At 61.8% G+C, this 20,808-nt stretch carries 16 protein-coding genes and 2 pseudogenes; 9 read left to right on the top strand and 9 right to left on the bottom strand.

Going from position 1 to position 20,808, the window contains the following annotated elements:
* Positions 1-175 precede the first annotated feature (175 nt).
* A pseudogene (locus tag KU43P_RS27120) lies at positions 176-1,240 on the top strand (methyl-accepting chemotaxis protein); the annotation flags it as partial.
* Positions 1,232-2,095 (top strand): methyl-accepting chemotaxis protein, encoded by an 864-nt coding sequence (locus KU43P_RS27125; RefSeq protein WP_411567264.1) that lies wholly within the window; start codon positions 1,232-1,234, stop codon positions 2,093-2,095. The pseudogene KU43P_RS27120 and the gene KU43P_RS27125, both read left to right, overlap by 9 nt.
* A gap of 62 nt (positions 2,096-2,157) precedes the next feature.
* Here KU43P_RS27125 and KU43P_RS20535 read toward each other — a convergent pair whose 3' ends face one another.
* The 3 genes from KU43P_RS20535 to KU43P_RS20545 form a co-directional block, all read right to left on the bottom strand.
* Entirely contained in the window at positions 2,158-3,459 is a 1,302-nt protein-coding gene (locus KU43P_RS20535; protein WP_317659260.1) for an SLC13 family permease, read from the bottom strand.
* Between the two features lie 32 nt (positions 3,460-3,491).
* A complete protein-coding gene (locus tag KU43P_RS20540) occupies positions 3,492-4,325 on the bottom strand; it encodes an amidohydrolase family protein (protein ID WP_317659261.1) in 834 nt (277 codons plus the stop codon).
* A 183-nt stretch (positions 4,326-4,508) separates the two neighbouring features.
* Complete coding sequence (locus KU43P_RS20545; protein WP_317659262.1) at positions 4,509-5,240, bottom strand: GntR family transcriptional regulator; 732 nt, start codon at positions 5,238-5,240, stop codon at positions 4,509-4,511.
* Between the two features lie 154 nt (positions 5,241-5,394).
* Here KU43P_RS20545 and KU43P_RS20550 point away from each other — a divergent pair, with 154 nt between their 5' ends.
* Both KU43P_RS20550 and KU43P_RS20555 read left to right on the top strand, forming a co-directional pair.
* On the top strand, positions 5,395-6,570 hold the full coding sequence (locus tag KU43P_RS20550) for an MFS transporter (RefSeq protein ID WP_317659263.1): 1,176 nt from the start codon (positions 5,395-5,397) through the stop codon (positions 6,568-6,570).
* 206 nt (positions 6,571-6,776) lie between these two features.
* Positions 6,777-10,253 (top strand): hybrid sensor histidine kinase/response regulator, encoded by a 3,477-nt coding sequence (locus KU43P_RS20555; RefSeq protein ID WP_317659264.1) that lies wholly within the window; start codon positions 6,777-6,779, stop codon positions 10,251-10,253.
* On the opposite strand, the gene rmuC is transcribed toward KU43P_RS20555, so the two are convergent.
* Together rmuC and KU43P_RS20565 are read right to left on the bottom strand one after the other, a co-directional pair.
* Positions 10,225-11,598: a DNA recombination protein RmuC gene (gene rmuC / locus KU43P_RS20560; protein ID WP_317663876.1), complete on the bottom strand. Its 1,374-nt coding sequence runs from the start codon at positions 11,596-11,598 to the stop codon at positions 10,225-10,227. The two genes, KU43P_RS20555 and rmuC, sit on opposite strands and share 29 nt — an antisense overlap.
* Before the next feature lie 172 nt (positions 11,599-11,770).
* A pseudogene (locus KU43P_RS20565) lies at positions 11,771-12,112 on the bottom strand (sel1 repeat family protein); the annotation flags it as partial.
* Positions 12,113-13,066: 954 nt separating this feature from the next.
* Here KU43P_RS20565 and KU43P_RS20570 point away from each other — a divergent pair.
* The 3 genes from KU43P_RS20570 (at position 13,067) to KU43P_RS20580 (ending at position 15,449) form a co-directional block, all read left to right on the top strand.
* Positions 13,067-13,291: a hypothetical protein gene (locus KU43P_RS20570; RefSeq protein WP_012313162.1), complete on the top strand. Its 225-nt coding sequence runs from the start codon at positions 13,067-13,069 to the stop codon at positions 13,289-13,291.
* Between the two features lie 248 nt (positions 13,292-13,539).
* Positions 13,540-14,022, top strand: coding sequence for a hypothetical protein (locus tag KU43P_RS20575; protein ID WP_317659265.1), 483 nt, complete (start codon positions 13,540-13,542; stop codon positions 14,020-14,022).
* A 146-nt stretch (positions 14,023-14,168) separates the two neighbouring features.
* Positions 14,169-15,449 carry an OmpP1/FadL family transporter gene (locus tag KU43P_RS20580; RefSeq protein WP_317659266.1) on the top strand — a complete coding sequence of 427 codons (1,281 nt, stop codon included), beginning with the start codon at positions 14,169-14,171 and terminating at the stop codon, positions 15,447-15,449.
* 42 nt (positions 15,450-15,491) lie between these two features.
* Here the strand turns inward: KU43P_RS20580 and KU43P_RS20585 are convergent, their stop codons facing one another.
* Positions 15,492-16,421, bottom strand: a complete 930-nt coding sequence (locus KU43P_RS20585; RefSeq protein WP_317659267.1) for a LysR family transcriptional regulator — start codon at positions 16,419-16,421, stop codon at positions 15,492-15,494.
* 114 nt (positions 16,422-16,535) lie between these two features.
* On the opposite strand from KU43P_RS20585, the gene KU43P_RS20590 reads away from it, so the two are divergent.
* Entirely contained in the window at positions 16,536-16,796 is a 261-nt protein-coding gene (locus KU43P_RS20590; protein WP_317659268.1) for a DUF2798 domain-containing protein, read from the top strand.
* 565 nt (positions 16,797-17,361) lie between these two features.
* Positions 17,362-18,537, top strand: a complete 1,176-nt coding sequence (locus KU43P_RS20595) for an IS481 family transposase (RefSeq protein WP_317658136.1) — start codon at positions 17,362-17,364, stop codon at positions 18,535-18,537.
* Positions 18,538-18,826: 289 nt separating this feature from the next.
* Here KU43P_RS20595 and KU43P_RS20600 read toward each other — a convergent pair whose 3' ends face one another.
* Genes KU43P_RS20600 through KU43P_RS20610 form a run of 3 tightly spaced genes read right to left on the bottom strand, consistent with a single transcriptional unit; the run spans position 18,827 to position 20,746 of the window.
* Positions 18,827-19,378 (bottom strand): glutathione peroxidase, encoded by a 552-nt coding sequence (locus KU43P_RS20600; RefSeq protein ID WP_317663877.1) that lies wholly within the window; start codon positions 19,376-19,378, stop codon positions 18,827-18,829.
* Positions 19,379-19,424: 46 nt separating this feature from the next.
* Positions 19,425-19,547: a hypothetical protein gene (locus tag KU43P_RS20605; protein ID WP_317659269.1), complete on the bottom strand. Its 123-nt coding sequence runs from the start codon at positions 19,545-19,547 to the stop codon at positions 19,425-19,427.
* Positions 19,544-20,746: an MFS transporter gene (locus KU43P_RS20610; RefSeq protein ID WP_411567225.1), complete on the bottom strand. Its 1,203-nt coding sequence runs from the start codon at positions 20,744-20,746 to the stop codon at positions 19,544-19,546. The genes KU43P_RS20605 and KU43P_RS20610 overlap by 4 nt, the downstream gene beginning before the upstream one ends.
* Positions 20,747-20,808: the final 62 nt, after the last annotated feature.

The following is a 20,808-nucleotide window of genomic DNA, read 5'->3' on the forward strand; positions in this document are numbered from 1 at the left end:
TCTGCATGGGAACGTCCAGCCTTGGCAAGTCGCAAACCCCCAGCCCTCAACCTCGTAGCGATTCTTCGTTCAGTTTTTCATGCCCCTGCCGATAATTCATATAGATGACTATATCTAATAAAAGGAACAGACCTTCGGTCTCCTCCAACGCACAAGAAAAGGAGCTCTGCAGTTTATGTCTACCTGGTTCGGCGACCTCAGGATCGCCCACAAGCTTTTCCTCGGTTTCGGCCTTGTGCTGGGCCTGACGCTGGCCCAATCGCTGATCGGCTGGAACGGGCTGGGCAGCCTGGTGCGGCGCAGCGAGGTGGTCAGCGAGGTGTCGCGCCTCAACGACGCCCTCGGCGACCTGCGCGAGGCGCGCTTGCGCCATGCCATGGCCAATGGCGGGGAGACCGAGGCCTCGGCGCTGCAGGTTGCCCTGGAAGCATTCCAGGCGCCGCTGGCCAGGCTGCGTGGTGTGCTGGTCAAGCCGCAGAGCCAGGCCCTGGTCGGCCAGGCCGAGCAGACCCTGCAGGCCTATGCCGGCAACCAGGCGCAGAGCTTCCAGGCCTATCAGAAGATGCGCACGGCACAAAAGGAAATGGGGATTCTGGCCACAAGGTCGTTCGCCAGCATCGACGAGATCCGCAAGCAGGTACGCGCCCTGCCCGATGCCGAGCAACGTTTCGTGCGCAGCGAAGCCATCAATCAGGTCCGCGAGAACCTCATCCTGCTGCGTTACCACGTGCGTGGCTACACCGGCAACACCAACGCCGACACCGAACAGCTGATGAACGCGCAGATCGCCACCACCGTGAACGACCTGCCTGCCCTGGTGGCCAGGTTCAATGGCAGCCACAGCGCACAGTTCGACGTCCTTGAACACCAGATTCGTGCCTACGCCGAGGCGGTCGAGACTTTCCGTCGCGAGGTCAGCAAGCTGGTGGGTTACCGCAATGCCATGGCCGGGGATATCGCTACCCTCAACGGCCTGATCGGCCAACTGCTCGATGCCCAGGCCGTGTCGGTGACCAACGACAGCCAGTTCGCCAGGAACCTGCAGATCATCACCACCTTGCTGGCATTGTTGCTGGGCATCCTTGCGGCCACCCTCATCGCCCGGCAGATCAGCGGCCCGCTGCACCAGGCCCTACGTGCCATGCAGCAGGTCGCCGATGGCGACCTCGGCGAACAACCCGCCAGCCCCCGCCGCGACGAAGTGGGCCAGTTGCAGAACGCCCTGCAAGGCATGACCCGAAACCTGCGTGAACTGATCGCCCAGGTGCGCGACGGCATTGCGCAGATTGCCAGCGCCACGGAGGAGCTGTCGGCGATTACCGAACAGACCAGCGCCGGTGCCAACAATCAGAAAGTGGAAACCGACCAGGTGGCCACCGCCATGCAGGAAATGGCCGCCACCGTGCATGAAGTGGCGCGCAATGCCGTTGAAGCCTCGCAAGCCGCCAGCGCCACCGACGATGAAGCCCGCGCAGGCGACAGCGTGGTCAACCGCGCCGTGGCGCAGATCGGCCGGCTGGCCAGCCAGGTGGACGCCACCGGTGAGGCGATGGACGCCCTGCGCAGCGAGAGCCAGCGCATCGGTAAGGTCATGGACGTGATCAAGGCGGTGGCCGAGCAGACCAACCTGCTGGCACTCAATGCCGCGATCGAAGCAGCCCGCGCCGGCGAAGCCGGGCGTGGTTTTGCCGTGGTGGCGGATGAAGTGCGCAGCCTGGCGCAACGTACCCAGGCATCGACGCTGGAAATCGAATCGGCGATTGGCAGCCTGGAGGACGGTACGCGTTCGGTGAGCGAACTGATGGAAGAAAGCCAGAGCCTGACCCAGAGCAGCGTGGCCCTGGTGCGAGAGGCGGGGGTCGCCCTGGAAGGCATTACTCAGCGTGTGTCGGCGATCGAATTGATGAACCAGCAGATTGCCGCGGCCTCGGAACAACAGAGCGCCGTGGCCGAGGAGATCAGCCGCAGCGTGGTGGCGGTGCGGGACATTTCCGAACAGACGGCCGAGGCCAGCCAGCAGACTTCGGCGTCCAGCGTTGAGCTGGCTCGACTGGGCGGGCAGTTGCAGCAGATGATCAGCCGGTTCCGCGTTTAACGGATAACGGGAACACAAAAAAACCGCAGCCAGGCTGCGGTTTTTTTGTGTTCAGCTCAGGTTCAGAGTACGAACGTCAGCACCACATTGAACGCCAGCGCCGCGACGAAGCCGATGGGCGCCGCCTTGAACAGCAACTGCGGGAACAGTGAAACCCGATGCTGTTCATTGCTGCAGGATCCCAGGATCAGGCTGCCTCCCGAGGAGAATGGCGAGATCGAGGTGGCTTGGGCACCAGCAACGATGGCAATGAACAGGATCATCGGTTCGATGCCCATGCTGTTGGCAATCGGCAACACCATCGGGAACAGTGCCGGCGTCACCACACCGAGGGTGCTGGAGAAGATCGACATGAACGCCGCAACGGCGCCGAACACCACGGGCACCAGGATGGGCGGAATGCTGCTGCCGATCCACGACGCGAGAATGTCGATGGTACCGGCCTTGATCGCCACGGAAATCAGCATGCCCACGCCGCAGATCATGATCAGCGTGCCCCAGGGCACGGTGGCCATGGCCTTGCGCTCGTCACCCAGCTTCAGCAGCAAGGCGATGACCGAGAAAATGCTGGCGATCAACCCGATGTCCATCTTCGCGTTGATGAATGCCGCAGTGGCGTTGCCCGGCAGGAGGATGCTCGCCACCGGTGCGGCCAACACGATGAGCATCATCGCCAAGGTCAGCCACAAGGTCGTTTTCTGCTGGCTGTTGAGCGGTGCCGGAGCGCTGGCGCTGAAAGCCGAGGCTTTCAGCGCACGGCCATGGCCGGTGAGGAAGACGAACACAGAAATCACCAGCAGCGGGATCAACAAGGTACTGACGAAGATGCCAGTGGCGTTGATGAAGGCCTGGTTGTCAGTCACGCCGGCATTGGTCATCAAACCACGGAAGATGATGCCGCTTTGGCTGGACATGAAGTTGGCGCCGCTCAGTGCGCCGTAGTTCACCGCCATGCCGCCGACGATCAGGCTCATGCCGGTACGCTCGCACAGCAGCAGGGTGATGGGCGCCATGAAGGCCAGCACGGTGTAGTAGCCCGCCCCCATGGCTGCGATGACAGTGGCCGCGAAGAACACCGCGAATGGCAGCAGTTGCGGTACCGCACGGCAACGGTAGATCAGGTGCTCTGCCAGTTTCTCCAAGGTGCCGTTGACGGTGGCGAAGCTGTAGAACAGGCAGACCGAGAAGATCACGAAGAAGATCTTCAAGGGCCACATGCCAACGACTTCCGACGGGCTCAGGCCCATGCCGAAACAGCCGATCAGGTAGGCAAAGGCAATGGCGAACAGGCCGATGTTGACCTTGGTCTTGTAGCCGAGGGCCACGGCGGCAACGATGGCCGCGACGACGAGCATGCTCATCATGGTGAAAGTGTCCTGTTGTTGTTATCGGATTATCAGCGGGAACGGTCGAAGCCGAACAGCTTTGCAGGGTTGTCGCGCAGCACCTGGGCGCGCTCGCCGGGGTCAGGCAGCAATGCCTCGAAGAAGGCGTACTGCTCGGCGTAGCCGGTCTGCTGCTCGTACTGGGTATGAGGCCAATCGCTGCCCCACAGGAAACGTTCGAGCCCACCGGCTGCCTCACGCAGCTGGGCCAGCAGCACTGAGCCCTTGGCCAGATCGGACTGGCTGCGATAGGCCGCGGACAACTTCAGCCACAGCTTTGGCTCGGCAAGCAAGTGAAGGAAGGTGCGGTGGCTGTCATTGCGTGGGTCGATGCCGCCGGCAGGTAGGCCGAAGTGGTCGACCACCACATCCACACCGCAAGCAAGAATGGCCGGTACGATCAGGGCCAGATCGTCGAAACCGCGTTGAATCTCCACCTGCCAACCGCGCACGGCCAGGCGTTTGAACAGTGCCGTCCACTCAGGGCCGGCATAGTCGGCAAGCTGCTTGCCCACCAGGTTCAGGCGAATGCCGACCACGCCGGCTTCGGCCAGCGCGTCCAGCGCCTGGTCGCTGATGCTGGCATCCACCACCACCACGGCGCGCAAGCGCTCGGGATGGCGGCGCAGGGCCTGGAGCATGTAGCGGTTGTCGGTACCCAGGAAGCTGGGCTGGATAAGCACGCCATGGGACAGCCCGAAACGGTCCAGATGAGCCAGGTACTGCTCGATCAGACCGTCATAGGCCGGACTGTAACGGCGGTTCGGGACCATCGGCAGGTCCTGGCGAAAGATATGGGCATGGGTATCGATGCCGGTAATGGCTGGCAGATGGGGGCTGGTCATGAAACGATCACCCTGGTCGATTGTTATGGCGGCGTCGTGCGTCGCGGTTTTTATCAAGACATTTAGTCATATATATGAATATATGACCTTATATTCAGCCGACCAGGGCTGTCAATCCACTGTTGATGAGGGGTACGAGATCACATGCGCCCCGTTCAACAGGGCGCACGCTGTCGGGAGGGGTTAGCGGATGTCGACGCGGTAGCGAAAGTGCTGGGCATGGCCGCGCGAACGACGCCATTCCAGCGGCTTGCCCGCGTAGTCGCGGGCCAGGCGCTCGATGACGACCACGGGGCTGTCGACAGGCAGTTGCAAGAGCTGCGCATGGGCTTCATCCGCCGCTTCGGCGGTAAGGACCTCTTCGGCAAAGGCAACTACCTGGCCGCACAGTTCTTCGTAGATGGGGTAAAGCAGCGGCCCTTTCTGGTTCAGCTCCACTTCCAGCAATGGCTGGAACAGGTGGCGCGGCAGCCAGATTTCTTCAGCCAACACTGGCTGCGCGCCGAGCAGGCGAATGCGCAGGATGCGGATGGCATCAGCGCCCACCGGCACGCCCAGCGCGTGGGCGGCTGCCGAGGGTGCAGGCACCGGCTCGACGCAGAGAATGCGGCTGTCGGGCATTACCCGCTCACCATTGGCGGTCTCGAAGCGGAAGAAACGGAACAACGAGGAATGGAACTGCGGCCGCCGAATGAACGTACCACGGCCCTGCTGACGCTCCAGCACGCCTTCGGCAACCAGCGCATCGACGGCCTTGCGGACAGTGCCGACGGACATTTCGAATTCGCTGGCCAGGGCGGCCTCGGTGGCGATGGCCTCGCCCGGGCGCCAGCGGTTGTTGGCGATCTGGGCGAGCAGGTGATCACGCAGCAATTGGTAGCGTGGAAGTCTGGCGTCACCGGACAGTTGGGGCATGGGCCGCTCTCGAGTTGTCATGCAAACATCTATATGTGAAGGTGCCCGAAAGCATTCCCGCTGGATCGCAGGCTGTCAATGCTGCACAGGCGACACCTGGCGCCGACTCTCCTATGCTTGCCCCCTGGCAACCGCCCATGACAAGGACGTGGCAATGCTCGCCGCCCTCAAGCACTACCCTGGCCCCGTGCGCCTACTGCTGCTGGCCACCTTCATCCTGACCCTCGCCCGCGCCCTCACCCTGCCCTACCTGGTGGTCTATCTGGCCGACAACTTCCAGCTCTCGGTCGGCCACATCGGCTTGCTGATCGGTGGCGCGCTGATCGTCGCCTCGCTGCTCAGCCTCTATGGCGGGCACCTGGTCGATACCTTGCACAACCACACCTTGATCAGCGCCAGTACGCTGCTGTTCGCCCTGGCTTTCATCGCCGCCATCGCCAGCCGTTCGGCGCTGCTGTTCTTCCTGTGCCTGGTACTGATCAACCTGACCCTGGCCGTGGTCGACATCGCCGCCAAGGCCGGCTTCTGTGCCCTGCTGCCGGTGGAGCGGCGCGCCGAGGTGTTCGCCATCAAGTACACCTTGAGCAATGTCGGCTATGCCGTTGGCCCGCTGCTGGGCGTTGCCATGCTGGAGCTGGACGACCACCTGCCCTTCGTCGCCTCCGCACTGATCGGCCTGGGCATGTGCCTGGCCTACTGGCGCCTGGGCGATCGCGCGTTACAGACTCTGCCAGCGCAAACGGGCGCGGGATTCGTCCAGGTGGCGCTGGGCCTGGCAGGCGACCGGCGGCTGGTGTGCTTCACCCTGGGCGGCGTGCTCAGCGCCGTGGTGTTCGGCCAGTTCACTGCCTACCTGTCGCAGTACCTGGTGGTGACCACCAGCGCCAGCGAGGCGGCGCGGCTGGTAGGCTACCTGGTGACCACCAATGCCGTGACGGTGATCGCCCTGCAGTACATGATCGGCAGGCGCATCAGTCGTCAGCGGCTGATGCCCTGGCTGCTGGCTGGCATGGCCCTGTTCATTGCCGGGTTGCTGGGCTTTTCGCTGGCGGGGTCGGTGCTGGCCTGGTGCCTGGCCATGCTGGTGTTCACCCTGGGCGAGATCATCGTGATCCCAGCGGAGTACATGTTCATCGACCTGATTGCGCCGGAACACCTGCGCGGGGTGTATTACGGGGCGCAGAACCTGTCCAACCTGGGCGCGGCGCTGGGGCCGGTGATGGTCGGGTTCGCCCTCGGGCAGTGGTGGCCGGGGGTGATCTTCTACCTGCTGGTGATGTCGGTGATCCTGGCGGGGGTGTTCTATTGGCTGGGTACCCGCAAGGACTGATGTCGACTGCACCGGCCCTATCGCCGGCAAGCCGGCTCCCACATTGAGTTGGAGTGGGGTACCTGTGGGAGCCGGCTTGCCGGCGATGAGGCCGGTACAGACTGCGACGACTCGCCACTGCTACCATCGTCGGCACTGACGAACCGGCGCCCGCGTGCCAGACTGACTGATCGGGACCGCGTTACCTTTTTTGCTCCGGAGTTTTCATGTCGTTGTCCAGCGGGCTGATCGCCGTGGTCGCCCTGGCCTATATGGCCATCATGTTCGCCATCGCCTTCTACGGCGACCGCCGCAGCACACCGTTGCCGCCGCGCCTGCGTGCGTGGGTGTACAGCCTGTCACTGGCGGTGTACTGCACCAGCTGGACCTTTTTCGGCGCGGTCGGCCAGGCCGCCGAACAGCTCTGGGCGTTCCTGCCGATCTACCTGGGCCCGATCCTGCTGCTGATCTTCGCGCCCTGGGTGCTGCAGAAGATGGTGCTGATCAGCAAGCAGCAGAACATCACCTCGATCGCCGACTTCATCGCCGCACGCTACGGCAAGTCGCAGACTCTGGCCGTGGTGGTGGCACTGATCTGCCTGGTCGGGGTACTGCCCTACATCGCCCTGCAGCTCAAAGGCATCGTGCTGGGCGTCAATCTGCTGATCGGCGCCAATGCCGATGCCACCGGCACCCGAGTACAGGACACCGCGCTGGTGGTGTCGCTGGTGCTGGCACTGTTCGCCATCGTCTTCGGTACGCGCAGCCTGGACGTCACCGAACACCACCGGGGCATGGTCCTGGCGATTGCCTTCGAATCGATGATCAAGCTGCTGGCGTTCCTCGCCGTCGGCGTGTTCGTGGTGTTCAACCTGTACGACGGCTTTGACGACCTGTTCACCCAGGCCCGCCAGTCGGTACAGCTCGACAGCTACTGGCAGGAGACCATCAACTGGCCGTCGATGGTGGTGCAGACCGCCGTGGCCATGATGGCGATCATCTGCTTGCCGCGGCAGTTCCACGTCACCGTGGTGGAGAACATCGAACCCCAGGACATGCGCCTGGCGCGCTGGGTATTCCCGATGTACCTGGCGCTGGCCGCGCTGTTCGTGGTGCCCATCGCCCTGGCCGGGCAGATGCTGCTGCCCGGCACGGTGATTTCCGACTCCTTCGTGATCAGCCTGCCGCTGGCCGAAGCGCACCCGAGCCTGGCGCTACTGGCCTTCATTGGCGGTGCCTCGGCTGCCACCGGCATGGTCATCGTCGAGGCCGTGGCGCTGTCGACCATGGTGTCCAACGACATGCTGTTGCCGTGGCTGCTGCGCCGCAACAATGCCGAACGACCGTTCGAGGCCTTCCGCCACTGGATGCTGTCGGTGCGCCGGGTGACCATCGTGGTCATCCTGCTACTGGCCTACGTCAGCTATCGCCTGCTCGGCTCCACGGCGAGCCTGGCGACCATCGGCCAGATCGCCTTCGCCGCCGTCACCCAGCTCACTCCGGCCATGCTCGGGGCGCTGTACTGGAAGCAAGCCAACCGCCGTGGCGTGTTCGCAGGCCTCGCGGCAGGCATCTTCCTCTGGTTCTATACACTGGTGCTGCCAATCACCGCGCACAGCCTGGGCTGGTCACTGCAGCTGTTCCCCGGCCTGGCCTGGCTGCACGGCAACCCGCTGAACCTGCCCATCACGCCCCTTACCCAAGGTGTGGTGCTGTCGCTGGCCGGCAACTTCACGCTGTTCGCCTGGGTTTCGATGCTGTCGCGCACCCGCGTGTCGGAGCACTGGCAGGCCGGCCGCTTCATTGGCCAGCAGACCAGCGCCCGGCCGAGCAGCAAACCGCTGCTGGCGGTGCAGATCGACGACCTGCTGACCCTCGCCTCGCGCTTCGTCGGTGAAGAGCGCGCACGCCAGAGCTTCATCCGCTTCGCCTACCGCCAGGGCAAGGGCTTCAACCCCAACCAGAACGCCGACGGCGACTGGATCGAGCACACCGAGCGGCTACTCGCCGGCGTGCTGGGCACCTCCTCGACCCGCGCCGTGGTCAAGGCGGCGATCGAAGGCCGCGACATGCAGCTTGAAGATGTGGTGCGCATCGCCGACGAGGCCAGCGAGGTGCTGCAGTTCAACCGCGCACTGCTGCAAGGGGCCATCGAGAACATCAACCAGGGCATCAGCGTGGTCGACCAGAACCTGCACCTGGTGGCCTGGAACCGCCGTTACCTGGAGCTGTTCAACTACCCTGACGGGCTGATCAGCGTCGGCCGGCCGATCGCTGACATCATCCGCTACAACGCCGAACGCGGCCTGTGCGGCCCAGGCGAAGCCCAGGTGCACGTGGCCCGGCGCCTGCATTGGATGCGTCAGGGCCGGGCGCACTCCTCGGAGCGGCTATTCCCCAATGGCCGGGTGATCGAGCTGATCGGCAACCCGATGCCCGGTGGCGGTTTCGTCATGAGCTTCACCGACATCACCCCGTTCCGCGAGGCCGAACAGGCCCTGCGCGATTCCAACGAAGGCTTGGAGCAGCGCGTGGCCGAACGTACCCACGAGCTGTCGCAGCTCAATCAGGCACTGTCGGAGGCCAAGAGCCAGGCCGAGGCTGTCAGCAAGTCCAAGACGCGCTTCCTGGCGGCGGTCAGCCACGACTTGATGCAACCGCTCAATGCCGCACGGCTGTTCTCCGCCGCCCTCTCGCAGCAGGCCGAAGGCATGAACGAAGAAGCCCAGCAACTGGTCCAGCACATGGACAGCTCGCTGCGCTCGGCCGAAGAGCTGATCAGCGACCTGCTCGATATCTCGCGCCTGGAAAACGGCAAGATCACTCCGGATGCCAAGCCATTCGCCCTCAACGACCTGTTCGACACGCTGGGCGCCGAGTTCAAAGTGCTGGCGGCGGAGAAAGGCCTGGAATTCCGCCTGCGTGGCAGCCGCCTGCGCATCGACAGCGACATGAAACTGCTGCGCCGAGTGCTGCAGAACTTCCTCACCAACGCCTTGCGCTACGGCAAGAGCCCGATCCTGCTGGGCGTGCGCCGCCAGGGCGAGCACCTGTGGCTGGAAGTCTGGGACCGTGGCCCGGGTATCGCCGACGACAAGCTGCAAGTGATCTTTCAGGAGTTCAAACGCCTGGACAGCCACCAGACCCGCGCCGAAAAGGGCCTGGGCCTGGGCCTGGCGATCGCCGACGGCTTGTGCCGGGTGCTGGGCCATCGTCTCGAAGTACGCTCATGGCCGGGCAAGGGTACGGTGTTTCGCGTCAACGTGCCGATCGCCCGCCAGGCCGCCGCGGTGCCAAGCGCGCCGGTCGAACAGGCCAGCCAGCCGCTGGCCGGCCTGCAGGTGCTGTGCATCGACAACGAAGACAGCATCCTGATCGGCATGAACAGCCTGCTCAGCCGCTGGGGTTGCCAGGTATGGACGGCGCGCAACCGCGCCGAATGCGAAGCGCTGCTGGCCAAGGGCATGCGCCCGCACCTGGCGCTGGTGGACTACCACCTGGATGACGGCGAAACCGGCACCGAGCTGATGGGCTGGCTACGGGCACGCCTGGGTGAACCGGTACCCGGCGTTGTGATCAGTGCCGACGGCAGCAAGGAAACCCTGGCCACAGTGCATGCCGCGGGCCTGGATTACCTGGCCAAGCCAGTCAAGCCGGCGGCCCTGCGCGCCCTGCTCAATCGCCATCTGAGCCTGGTGCAGTAAGCACTGCATCCGCCAGTGCGTCGTCGGACAACGCCCGCTCCAGCAAGTCGGCCGGCAGGCTCTTGCTGGCCCGGGCGCCGAGCAGCTTGAGCTGCTCGCTGCGGCTGACCAGGTTGCCACGCCCTTCGCACAACTTGTTGCGCGCTGCGGCGTAGGCCTTGTCGACCTGCTGCAGGCGGCTGCCCAGCTCGTCCAGGTCCTGGATGAACAGCACGAACTTGTCGTACAGCCAGCCGGCGCGCTCGGCGATCTCGCGGGCGTTCTGGCCCTGGCGCTCCTGCTTCCACAGGCTGTCGATCACCCGCAAGGTGGCCAGCAAGGTGGTCGGGCTGACGATGACGATCTGCCGGTCGAAGGCTTCCTGGAACAGGTTCGGCTCGGCCTGCAGGGCCGCCGAAAATGCTGCCTCGATGGGCACGAACAGCAGCACGAAATCCAGGCTGTGCAGGCCTTCGAGGCGGTTGTAGTCCTTGCTCGACAAGCCTTTGACGTGGCTGCGCAGCGACTGAACGTGCTGTTTGAGGGCATTCTCGTCATTGCTGCTGACAAATTGCTGGTAGGCGGTAAGGCTGACCTTGGCATCGACCACCACCTGCTTGTCGCCGGGCAGCATGATCAGCACGTCGGGCTGGAAACGCTCGCCGTCGGCGCTCTTCAGGCTGACCTGGGTCTGGTACTCGCGGCCCTTCTCAAGGCCCGCATGTTCCAGCACCCGCTCAAGGATCAGTTCGCCCCAGTTGCCCTGGGTCTTCTGGCCCTTGAGTGCCTGGGTGAGGTTGGTGGCTTCGTCGGACAGGCGCAGGTTGAGCTGCTGCAGGCGTTCCAGCTCCTTGCCCAGGGAGAACCGCTCGCGGGCCTCTTGCTGGTAGCTTTCCTCGACGCGCTTTTCAAAGGCCTGGATGCGTTCCTTGAGCGGGTCAAGCAACTGGCCAAGATGCTGCTGGCTGGTCTGGGCGAAACGCTGCTCGCGCTCATCGAAGATTTTCGTGGCCAGATCGGCGAACTGTGCGCGCAGGGTATCGCGGGCTTCCTGCAGGTCTTCCAGACGCTGCTGGTGGCTGTCTTGCTGCTCGCGCAGTTCGGCTTCCAGGCGCGCGGTCTGGGCCTCCAGGCGGCGCAGTTCGGTTTCGCGGCTGGCACGTTCCAGGTGCCAGGCGTGGGCGGCATCGCGGGCGTTGTCGCGGTCGATCTGCAGCAGTTCCAGCTCACGCCCCTGGGCGGCGAGCTGGGTCTGCTTGACGGTATTGGCTTCGCTCAGGTCGCTGACCTCGTCGCGGCATGCCTCAAGCTGCGCCTGCAGGCCTGCCTGGGCCAACAGGGCGCCATTGAGGCGCTCTTCGAGCAAGGCGCGTTCGCCTTGCCGGGTGCCCTGGCGGCGTTGCACATGCATGACCCACCCCAAGCACGGCAAGGCGCCTGCTACCAAGCCCAGCAGAATGCTGGTCAGATCCACTGCCATGCTTACCCCGATCGATCTGTTGCAAATTGAGTGCAGCTTATCAGCCTGCCTGGTCGGGTGCCTGCTCCGGCGCACTGGCCTGGCACAATCGTGCGTACTCCAGCTGCGCCCGACGGTCCCCGGCCCGCGCCGCCTGGCGCAGCAGGTCATGGCCGATGCGCCGGTCGCGGGCATTGCCGCAGTCTCGACACAGCATCTGCCCCAACCGGCTCTGAGCCTCCACCACACCCTGACGCGCCGGTTGCTTTAGCAAGCGGCCGGCCAGGTGCTTGACCTGAGGCTTGTCGCCCAGGCGCGGGCTGTCGAGCAGCCAAAGGGCCACTTTCAATGAAAAGCGTTTGGTCGTGAGAGCAGACGTCGAAACGTCAGGGCTGGCGAGGTGTTTACCGCGAAACTTCATGAGCAACAGAGAGGGCAACTCGAAAGGCGCGCCACTCTACCCTTTTTTTGGGTGCATGACCTTCCGATTTCTGGAGTATTGAAAAAAAAATTCACCGATCATTTCTTGACGTTTTCAAACAGCTGACTGAGGAGTCGACAGGTGCCCGACGATTGTCAGACAGTTCCCTGATTTGCTGGCACGCCCGTCCTAGAGCAAGCGCTCGGGACAATCCACAGTTCCTGTGGATAACTCGGTGGACAACCCCCTAAAGGACCCTGCAAACCCCTATGAAATGGGGCTTGCGCTCAAACTGACGATTTTTTCACCAGTAAAAATTAGTGTTTTTTTTCATTGACTTAAGTGGCCAGTCAAGGCATTGGCGAGTGTCTTCAGGGCTGTTGCCAGGCTGTTACAAGTCATGCCTCGAATGTGCACAAGTGCACCAAAAACCCGCAATCGGATGCACGAAATCGGCACATCAGGCCATTTGCGGGCGATTTTCCCCTCTTCCCACGACGCCAAAGAAGCGCCATACTGCGCGGCTCGCCTGAAGAAACCTGGAAAGGCTTGCAAAGCCCCAAACGTTCCGGTAAGGTGCGCCTCGTTAGTACCAAGCTGAAAGTCAATTCTGGCCAGAAGCGTCCTTGCAGCCCTTGCTCCCCCCAAGAGCATCACTGCTGAAACCAGGACCGGCCCTTTCGATGATTCACTCGCCAGCCCAGCGCTGTTCAAGCACGAATCACGTGACAGATTGATCAGGATTCCATTCCGAACGGCCTAGAACCTTGGCCCCGGAATGCTGCCTGCCCTCTGAAGTACCTACCAGTCAGCCCAAGCGCCCACATTTGATTGCGCTCTCTCTGGCTGCCCTGTTCCAGTCAGGTTCGTTCGTCCCTTAATAAAGGCGTCACTGGAACGTTTCTATCATGCACGGATCATAAGCCCGTGTTTAAAGCAGGAACCTCCAACAATATGCAAACTCATCATCAGATTCAGGCTGCCATTGGCACCCTCTCCCAGGCCTTCTCCCCGTTGAAGTGCCTTATCACTGCCCCACGCAAGGGCAACTTCAGCTTCACCTTGGTAGACGAACACGGCGTCGCCTGCCACACCGAACGCCTGTACCCCGAGCAGTACAGCCGTTCGGAGCCACTGCAAGCGGTGATCGCCCGGACGCGCCAGTCGCTCACCGCGTGAGCGGCGAATACGCTGGCATTCATGAGCTGAATGCCGCGCCAGGCAAGCTGCCTGATCGTTCTTGGCCTAATTGCCGCAAGGCATATGGGTTAGAACCTCAGGCAGCAATCGATTTAAAAACAGCTCTTTACATCACGCTTATCACACTACACTTCAACTCGAGCGGTCCGAACCGCTTCCGGCGGGCCTGATCATTCACCAGCTGCCAAGCTCCAGCGCCCGTCGGCCCTTTACTGCTCGAGGGCATCATGGGTATCGCGGCGAATGAATTGTGTCAGTATGTGATCCGACCAACCCTGGTCTACCTGAATCGTCATTGCGCCAGTGCCGAAGCCCTTTTATTGGGCATTGCGGCCAGCCAGTCGGCGCTCGGCTCGGCCTTGCACGACCGCCGCGGCCACGGCCTTTATCGCATTGGCGAAAGCCGACACCAGGCGGTATGGGACGATTTCCTCGCCCGTGACCCCGAGCTGGCAAGCCTGGTACGCGGCCTGGCCAGCCAGCACGCCTTCCTCGGGGGCCCGCACCTGGAACTCACGGTCAACCTGCGCTACTCCACCGCTATTGCCTGGATGCTCATCGAAGCCCAGGCTACCGAGCTGCCTGCCGCCGATGACCTCTTGGGCCAGGCGCGCATCTGGCGTCAGATCTTTCATCCGCAAGGTCGCCTACGCGACTTCACCCAGGCCTGGCATATGTGCATTACTCGGAAATTGCCAGAGGCATCTTGAGACGTGTCCTACAGTTTTACCGGAAAAAAAGGAATTTTGGTCGGATTGTCCTACAAAACCGCTCTATCTCCTGTGATTCAGGCTATAGCGCGGCGCGTGATTTGTTGGTAGCTTTTCGCCCCGGAGATCCCAAGGAGTTTCTAATAATGAAAAAAGCAATGCTCAAAACCTCCCTCGGCGTAGCCGTTGCCCTCGCTTCCAGCCAACTGTTCGCTGCCGGCTTTGCCCTCAACGAACAGAGCATCAGCGGCATGGGTACCGGTTTTGCGGGTCGTTCATCTTCTGCCGAAGACGCCAGCACCGTGTATGGCAACCCTGCCGGCATGTCGCGCCTGAAGCGCGAACAGGTCACCGTGGGTGGCGCAGCCGTCATCGCGAAAACCGATATCTCGGGTCCCGGTAGCAATTTCGGGGGGGAAACCGACGGAGATATGGTGCCGAACGTTGGCGTGCCGATGGGCTACTACGTGAAGCCGATCGACGACCACTGGAGTGTAGGTTTCGGCGTTTACGTGCCATACGGCCTGATTACCGACTACGGCAGCGATGACGCCGCACGCTACTGGGGCAAGAAGAGCAAGGTCGAGGTTGTGACCTTCCAGCCAACCATCAGCTACGCATTCAACGACAAGGTATCGATCGGTTTCGGCCCCACCATCAACCGTATCAAGGGTGAACTGGGCTCGAACCTGGCCAGCAAGGCCTTCCTGGGCCCTAACGGCCCGGATGGTGAAGTCAAGATCAAAGGCGACGACACTGCTATCGGTTACAACATCGGTGTTCTGGTTCAAGCCACCGACCGTACCCGCCTTGGTCTGACTTACCACTCCATGGTCGACTACAAGCTCGAAGGCGATACACGAGTTTCCTACCCGATTCCGGCGCTCGGCCTGAGCGGCAAATTTGACGCCAGCCTGAAGATCAAGACGCCGGAGTCCGTGGACCTCTCGGTCACTCACGAGCTCGATGACAACTGGACGCTGTATGCGGGTAGCACCTGGACCCGTTGGAGCCGCCTGGAAAACATCACCGTCAAGAACGATGCGCCGGCAGGTTACCCGCTGCAGACCATCACCGAAGAGCAGAACTGGCATGACACCTGGGCTCACGCCATTGGTGCCGCCTATAAGGTGAACAAGGAGTGGACACTGCGCGCAGGCTTCTCCGTCGACCAGTCGCCTACCAACAACCACGACCGTTCGCCGCGCATTCCTACCGGCGACCGCAAAGCGGTCAGCTTTGGTGCCGGCTGGAGCCCGAACGACGACATGACCATTGATGTTGCCTATTCCTACCTGTGGGAAGAAGACACCAAGGTCAACAACCAGCCAAGCTCGCCGACCGAAGGTGCCTTGAAAGGCAGCTACCAGGCCAAGTACGAGAACAGCGCTCACGGTATTGGTGCTTCCCTCACCTACCGCTTCTGATTCGTACCAGCTTCGTGAAAAACCGCCCTCGTGGCGGTTTTTTCACGCCTGGACCTGCCAGGTGTCGCCCAGTGCGTCACGCAGGTAGTCCATGAAGGCGCGGACCTTTGGTGTCAGGGCAAAACGGTCTGCCAGGCACAGGTAGATATCCATCGGTTCGGTCTGGGCGTAGGCCTGCCCATGCTCGCTGTACTCGAACAAGGGTACCAATGCGCCTGTAGCCAAGTGGGGCTTCACCACGAACTCGGCAAGGCGGGTGATGCCGCCATCGTTGAGCGCCATCTGGGTCAGGGCATCGATGTCGTCGCTGATCAGTACCGTGCCGAATTCCGCATCGAATCGCAGGCCATCACGCATGAAGCCCCAGCGCAGGAATCGACCATCCACCGGGTAGCGGAACACCAGGCAGCGGTGCTCGCGCAATGCCTCGGGGGTGGCTGGCAGGCCCGCCTGTGCGAGGTAGCCTGGGGATGCGCAGCAGATGAACGGGATGCGTGCGATGTGTCGCGCCAGCAGGTGATCTTCGAGTTGCGGGGTGATACGCAGGCTGATGTCGACGTCTTCACGGGCGTGATTGACGCGTCGATCAGTCGTTACCAATTCTATCGAAACCAATGGGTAGCGGGCGCTGAAGGCCGGTATCAATGGCGCCAGCACGTGGCGGCCGAAGGCGGAGGTCGAGGCGATGCACAAGCGGCCTTGTGGTTCGCTGTCAGGCGTGGTGATGGCTTGCTCGGCGTGGAGCAGGTCACGTTCTACATGCCGGACACGTTCGTAGTACAGCGCACCGGCTGGGGTCAGGGCCATGCTTCGGGTGGTGCGGCTGAGCAGGCGTACCTGCAGGTGGCTTTCGAGCCGTGCGAGGTTCTGGCTGACTGCTGCCGGGCTGAGGCCGAGGTTACGGGCTCCTGCGGCGATGCTGCCGGCTTCTACCACCTTGATGAAGCTGCGAATGGCGTTGAGCAGGTCCATGGCGAGGCCTTCGATTCGTAAGAATCTCTTTATAAAGAACTCACCTTTACCGGTCTACAGGCATCGGCCATTGCGTTGCTAACCTGCGCCTCCGGTCATTTTTCAGGAGTTCGCATGAGCAACCTCTCCCACTCGCCTAGCCGGCGCAAGTTACGGCACAGCGCCACGCCTTACGTTTTTGCGTTCTACATGTCGTCGATCATGGCATTGCTGATGTGCTTCGTGATCACAGCCGCCAATGCTGGCGTGGACGCACACTATTTGAGCAATGTGATCAAGGCGTACCAATTGGCGATGCCCGTGGCGTTCGTTTGTGTGCTGATGGTCAGGCCCGTCGTGGTTCGACTGGTGGCGTTAACAGTGCACCCTCACTAAAAAACCAACTCCCACTTTCGACTGTTGCCTTTGCCTTTGCTTTTGATCTTAGTGCGCGCAAGTTCAGACACCACAGATCGCGACTTCAGGAGGCCAAGCGGAGGCCTTGCGGAGGGAGGCGACGGGCATGGATGCCCGTCGAGCGCTGAGGCCCCATGGATGGGGCCTGCAGCGCGTACTCCCGGGAGCAAGGCCGTAACGAGGGAACCCCGGAGCGAAGCGCAGGGGCCGGATGATGGGAGCAGGCCCATGGTTACTTTTTGCCAAGACAAAAAGTAACCCGCCGTAAGGGCGGAAAGGTGAGTATGAGTCGCTATTGATTTCGGATATGTACGCGTACATCAGAACCACCGCGCGAAGCTTTTGGCTTTTAAAACGAGTGAATATCCATTTGCCAAGGTGGCGCACAATCACCCTTCCGCCCTTACGGCGGCTTACTTTTTGTCTTGGCAAAAAGTAAGCAAAAACCGCCCGCTGGTATGACTCACCCACATGGGTTACAAATCAGTTCACTCACATAGGTGACAGTTTTTAACTGGCAAGGTCGGTTTTCGAGGATCTGACCATGCCTTGGCGAGAGCTAACACCTATGGACCTGAAATTGCTTTTCATCGCTGACTATCTCAAGGGGCCGCCCAGCTTCAGCGCCCTGTGCCAGGCTTATGAAATAAGCCGGAAGACCGGCTACAAGTGGATCGAGCGGTATGAAAAGGAAGGCCCGGCAGGGCTGGAGGAGCACAGCCGTCGCCGATTGACTCAAGACGGCGGCATCCCTCATACCGTCCGTGAGGCAATCATTGAGCTGCGTGGCCGGGGTGAGACAGAACCTGGGCCCAAGAAAATCCAGGCTGCTTTACAGGTACGATTTCCAGATCAGGTGCCCCCGTCGAAGACGACGATCTACAACGTCCTGAAGCAAGCAGAACTCGTAAAGCCGCGCCGCCTGCGTCAGCGAGTGGCGGTTTACCCCAAGCCCCTTGAGAAAGCAGAGACGCCCAACCAGCTCTTTAGCGCCGACTACAAGGGGCAATATCTGACGGGTGCTGGAGTGTGGTGCTATCCGCTGACGATCATGGACCACGCCAGCCGCTTCTTGCTCGCGTGCCACAGCATGCCCAACACCAACTTTCAGGAAACTCAGGCGGTATTTACCAAGGTGTTCCGTGAAAATGGCTTACCCGAGCGTATTCGAACCGACAATGGCGTACCGTTTGCCAGCAAAGGGCGTGCAGGCCTTTCCCAGTTATCTATCTGGTGGCTGCGCCTAGGCATCATTCCTGAACGAATCGCACCCGGCAGGCCTGAGCAAAATGGTCGGCATGAACGTATGCATCGAACTCTTAAGAGCACTCTTCCAGCGCCACCAGCGGTAGCATGGGAAGCTCAACAGCAGCACTTTGATCGATTCGTGCAGCATTACAATCACGAGCGTTTGCACGAAGCGCTGAAACAGAAAACGCCTGCATCCTGCTATATGCCCTCACCGCGCCCGTATCCTGAAAAATTGCCTGAAATGGCCTATCCAAGTCACATTGAATGCTACCCAGCGGACAGCTGTGGCATCTTGAATCGGCGGGGTTTGAGGATTTATGTTGGCTATGTGCTCAAGCATCAGCTCATTGGGCTGGAGCTGATCGGCGATGGGGCGTGGGATGTCATTTTCGGTCCAATCATCCTCGGTCGTATCGATGAGCGAGATGCTATCGACGGCTATGTGACACTCAAGGTGTTACCTATGTGAGTGTACTTTTCTGTAACCCATGAGGGTGACCCGTACACGCTCCCATCATCCGGCCCCTACGCTTCGCTTCGGGGTCCCCTCTCTCCGGTCATGCTCCCGGGAGTACGCGCTGCAGGCCCCATCCATGGGGCCTCAGCGCTCGACGGGCATCCATGCCCGTCGCCTCCCTCCGCATGACCTCCGTTCGGCCTCCTGAAGTCGCAATCTGCTGCGTCTGAACTTGCGCGCACTAGGAGCAAGAGCAAGAGCCAAGAGCCAAGAGCAAAAACAGCAAAAGCCGCCTGGGGGCTCAAGGGTGGGAGGCGATGGCCTTTTCGATGGCTGACCGGAAAGCCGGATCATCAGGCTTTGTGAGGCTGGAGAAGTTGCCGATCACCTTGCCCTTGCGATCGACCACATACTTGTAGAAGTTCCACTTCGGCGCGCTGCTCTGATGTGCCAGCTCCACGAACAGCGGAATAGCATCCTTGCCCCGCACAGCCTGTGCCTTGGTCATCGTGAAGGTCACACCATAATTGGCGTAGCAGACCTTCGCAGTCTTCTGCGCGTCGGCATCTTCCTGCTTGAAATCATTCGAAGGCACCCCAAGCATTTCCAGCCCCTGCGCGTGATATTCCTTATAGGTCGCCTCAAGCCCCTCGAACTGCGGCGCAAAACCGCAATAGCTGGCCGTGTTGACCACCACCAACGGCTTGCCCGCAAAGCGCTGGCACAGGTCGACCTGCTCCTTGCCACGCAACTCGGGCAAGCTACCCTCCAACAGCGCCGGGCACTCGGCAGCCCAACTCGAAGAGGCCGCCAGCAACGCCAGCAACGGTATCGTCAACCAATGTGCACGCATCGTCAGTTTCTCCCGCAAGACAATCCTTGAACTTGCAGGGTAGCGCTTAACAAACACCCATGCCCAGTTGCATCAACGCCAACCCACCCCGGTGCCAACCCCACCACACCAGCGCCAGGGCCAACCCCCCGGCCACCAGCAGCAGGCTGCGGGCCAGGTAACGGTTCATGCGGCTTGCACCTGCAGGCGCGCTACCGGGCGTTCACGTACCGTCCAGTTGAGTGCAGCCGCCAGCAAGCTGAGCAGAATCGAGATCTGCCAGACCAGGTCATAGTTCCCGGTCTGATCGTACACCACACCACCCAGCCAGCCGCCCAGGAACGCGCCCAACTGGTGGAAAAGAAACACGATGCCACCGAGCATCGACAAGTTGCGCACACCGAATACCGTGGCCACGGTACCGTTGGTCAACGGCACGGTAGACAGCCACAGCAGCCCCATGGCGATACCGAACAGGTAAGCACTCACCGTACTCACCGGCATCCACAGGAACAAGCCGATCACCACCGCCCGCAGCAAGTACAAGGCAGTCAGCAGGCGTGGTTTCGACATGCGCCCCCCAAGCCAGCCAGCCGTGTAGGTGCCCACGATATTGAACAGCCCAACCAGCGCCAGCACCGTGGTGCCAGTGGTCGCCGGCAGATGCTGGTCGACCAGGTAGGCCGGCAGGTGCACGCCAATGAATACCACCTGGAAACCACAGACGAAAAAGCCCAGCGCCAGCAGCCAGAAGCCCGAATGCGAGCACGCCTCGCGCAGGGCCTGCCCCAGCGTCTGTTCCCCACCGTGGCTGGGCAGTGGACGGTCTCGCAACAGGCCAACGAAGGGCACGATCAATGCGACCAGCAGGCCCAGCACCAGCAACGCGGCCGACCAACCCAACCATTCGATCAGGCCGAGGGTGCCAGGCAGCATGGCGAACTGGCCAAACGAGCCGGCAGCGCTGGCGATCCCCATGGCCATGCTGCGTTTCTCTGGCGGGACGGCGCGGCCGACCACACCCAGAATCACCGAGAACGAGGTGCCCGACAGGCCGATACCAATCAACAGGCCGGCGCTGAGCGACAGCGACCAGGCCGAATCGGCCGTGCTCATCAACAACAGGCCCGCGGCATAGAGGATGCCGCCGATGACCACCACCCGCGCAGCACCCAGGCGATCAGCCAGGGCACCGGCAAAGGGTTGGGCCAGGCCCCAGATCAGGTTCTGCAGGGCAATGGCGAAAGCGAATACCTCGCGCCCCCAGCCAAAATCGGCACTCATCGGCGCCAGGAACAGGCCGAAGCCGTGCCGGACACCCAGTGACAGCGCGAGGATCAATGCCGCCCCCGCCAGAACCCACCCGCTGGTTCGCCACACCGAAGTCATTGTCGTTATCTCCAGCACATCGCAAGTTTGTACGGGTATATACCCGCGTTTGATCAAGGTTG

Origin of the sequence: Pseudomonas sp. KU43P (genome assembly GCF_033095865.1) — a bacterium.
GTDB lineage: Bacteria > Pseudomonadota > Gammaproteobacteria > Pseudomonadales > Pseudomonadaceae > Aquipseudomonas.